General features: G+C 60.9%; 2 protein-coding genes and 1 pseudogene. 2 read left to right on the top strand and 1 reads right to left on the bottom strand.

All coding sequences use genetic code 11. The annotated features are described in order from the left end of the window. Positions 1–329 (top strand): annotated as a pseudogene (locus V6C16_RS10555) (methyl-accepting chemotaxis protein); the annotation flags it as partial. Positions 330–524: 195 nt separating this feature from the next. Here the strand turns inward: V6C16_RS10555 and V6C16_RS10550 are convergent. Then, the gene (locus V6C16_RS10550; RefSeq protein ID WP_333536150.1) at positions 525–2,075 is read right to left on the bottom strand and encodes a lipopolysaccharide biosynthesis protein; all 1,551 of its coding nucleotides are present in this window, start codon (positions 2,073–2,075) and stop codon (positions 525–527) included. 214 nt (positions 2,076–2,289) lie between these two features. On the opposite strand from V6C16_RS10550, the gene V6C16_RS10545 reads away from it, so the two are divergent. Next, positions 2,290–2,954: dihydroxy-acid dehydratase domain-containing protein (locus V6C16_RS10545; protein WP_333543168.1), on the top strand; the 665-nt coding region annotated here is incomplete at its 3' end.

The raw sequence follows: 2,954 nt of genomic DNA, 5'->3' as shown, positions 1-2,954 counted from the left end.
AGCAGGGTACAACGGCGGCCGTAAGCCAGATGGAAGCCGCGGGCAAGCGCGTGGGTGAGGCTACGGATCTGGCCCAGCGCTCCGGCGCGGCCATTGCCCAGGTTGTGCATATGGTGGAAAGCGCCGGTGACCAGGTACACTCCATTGCCACAGCGGCTGAGGAGCAGTCCGCAACCTCTGAGGAAATCAACCGGGCCATCAGCTCCATCAGCGACATTGCCACAGCCACTGATCAGGCCATGAGCCAGTGTACGGCCGCCATCGCGGATCTGGCGCGTCAGGCTCGCGACCTTGAAACCCTCATCGCGGGTTTGCGTTCAGGCGCGTAGCCGTATTCTCTGTCCTTTTGCCCCGACCTGACCGTGCTCCGGCCCGGTATGACAGCAAAGGCCCCACTGCTTGCAGTGGGGCCTTTGCCGCGCAGGGCGGATCTTTGCGGACTATGCTGCGTGACCGTGCGGGCCAGACGCTACCGCCAGGCCGCAGTGCAAAAAATTTCAGCAGTGCGAAAAGTTTCAGCCTGCTCAGGCGGTCTTTTGACGGGATTTTTTAAAGCGTGCCACAAGTTCGCGCAGGTCTTGCCGCGACAGGCCGAGCAGCGCGGGCAGACTCAGGCAGAGCAACACCGTTCCCACGCTGTACAGTACGCCGGAGATGAAAAAGCGCGAAAACGTGTCCATATCGCCCAGACCGGCCATGAGCGTACCTTCGCGGCAAAGCCAGGCCAGGCCCAGCAGCACGGCCAGACTCCATATCTGGTGGGCCACGTTGCGCCAGAAGCTCAGAGGCAGAAAGCGCGATGCCAGCCACAGGTAGACGTTGACGGTAATGATCTGCACCGCCACAGTTTTCAGGGCCAGCCCCACCGCGCCGAGGTTCAGGCCCATATACTCCGGCGGGGCCAGCAGAAACCAGGCGGCGGTAAAGCCGTAAACGCACTCGAGGGCCGCCATGTTGCGCAGCACGCGCGTACGCCCCGTGGCATGAAAGACCGATCCCGCCAACTGGCCGTATGCCTGATGCAGGGGGTACAGGGCCATGATCTGCACGGGCAGGGTGGCGGCGGCAAATTCCGCGCCGCCGAAAAAATCCACCAGGGCCGAGCCTTCCATAAGCGTAAAACAGGAAAAATAGGCCGCAACCACGTAAAGCAGGGGGGCAAAGCGCGTAAGCAGGCGGCCCATGGCTTCGCGGTCATTGTGTCCCCAGGCAATGGACAGTTCGCGCATGATCAGGGGCGTCATGGCAGAAACGAATAAAAAGCAGGCCATGCTGACTTTTTGCGACAGCGCAAAAAAGCCCTGCTGTACGCTGCCGTCAAACCACTGCAAAAGCCAGCGTTCGGCCGTGAGCAGCAAAAAGGAAAGCAGCGCCTGCACAAAAAGCGGATGGCTGTAAGTGAAGAATTCGCGGCTGTACGCCTTGCCCTGTCCTGCGGGCAACCTGAAGCGCACGGCCACGTCGCGGCTGCGCCAGTGGCGGCGCGTTACAAGCCAGTAGCCGAGGGCCATAAGGCCGAGCATGAGGTACTGCTGGGCAAAAAGCGTGTGTATGTTCAGCCAGTCCTGCCAGAACATGAGGCCCAGCAGGGCCACCATAAAAAGTGAGACGACTGTGCGCACCATTTCGGACGCCACCGTGGCTCCCACGGCGTCGTTCATTGAGCGCAGCACCCGCCCCCACCAGGTAAGAAAGGCCCAGAGAGCCGCCAGGGGGGCCAGCCACAAGGGTACATCAGGCATGAGCAGGTCGCCCAGAAGAGGGGCCTGCAAGGCCAGGGCCGCCAGCAGAATAATGCCCATCACAAGCACCGTTACGCGGGCGTAAAAGGTCGCAAGTCCGGTTTCGTTCTGCCTGCGCGACAGGGCGTTGTAAAAGCAGGTGGAGGTTCCCATATCCAGAAAGCCGGTGAGCTGCTGGAACAGGTTGGTGGCAAAGCTGTAGTTGCCGTACATTTGCGGTCCCAGAGCGCGCGGCAGTATGGCCTCCATGACCAGATAAACGGGCACGGTGGCGATATTGGCCAGAAGCTTGAAGGTATAGCGGCGCGCCAGGGTGGGAGTGGAGCTTTGCATGCACGGAAACTAGCTCACTTCCCCTCGGCTCTCAAGAGCGCGCGGGCTTTCAGCGAAAAAAAATCTGGCGCGTTATCGCCGGGCTGTGCATGCCGCCCGCCCGGCCTTGCCGGGCGCGTATTTACGCACGCGGTCTTTTGCCTTACCATAAAAAAATTGCCCGCGCCGCGCATGGCTGCGGGAAGACCCGCTATTATAACGCAAGGATGCCGTCATGGATGAGAGCCGCAGCAAAAAAATGAAGTCCGGCCTTGAAAAAGCCCCCCACCGTTCCCTGCTTTATGCCCTGGGCCTGACCAGGGAAGAAATGGACCGCCCGCTGGTAGGCGTGGTCAATGCGGCCAGCGAGGTTGTGCCGGGCCATCTACATCTCAATGCTCTTGCAGACGCGGTAAAAGCCGGAGTGCGCATGGCTGGAGGAACGCCTTTGCAGTTTCCGGCCATAGCCGTCTGCGACGGTCTTGCCATGAACCATGAAGGCATGCGTTTTTCATTGCCCTCGCGCGAGTTTATTGCCGATTCTGTGGAGATTATGGCCCGCGCCCACGCCTTTGACGCCCTGGTTTTCATACCTAACTGCGACAAGTGTGTGCCGGGCATGCTCATGGCTATGATGCGCCTTAATATACCTTCGGTCATGGTTTCCGGTGGTCCCATGCTGCCCGGCAATATCGGCCCGCGCCAACGCGGCGACCTGATCACGGTTTTTGAGGCCGTGGGCAAGGTGCGCAGCGGAGCCATGAGCGAAGAGGAACTGGAGTACATGGCCGAGCGCGCCTGCCCCGGCTGCGGAGCCTGTGCGGGCATGTTTACCGCCACCTCCATGAACTGTCTGGCCGAAACCATCGGCGTGGCCCTGCCCGGCAACGGAACCATCCC

The organism is Desulfovibrio sp. 1188_IL3213 (assembly GCF_036763145.1).
GTDB lineage: Bacteria > Desulfobacterota > Desulfovibrionia > Desulfovibrionales > Desulfovibrionaceae > Desulfovibrio.
The sequence above is the reverse complement of the archived record's forward strand: the minus strand, read 5'-3'. Positions and strand labels throughout refer to the sequence as shown.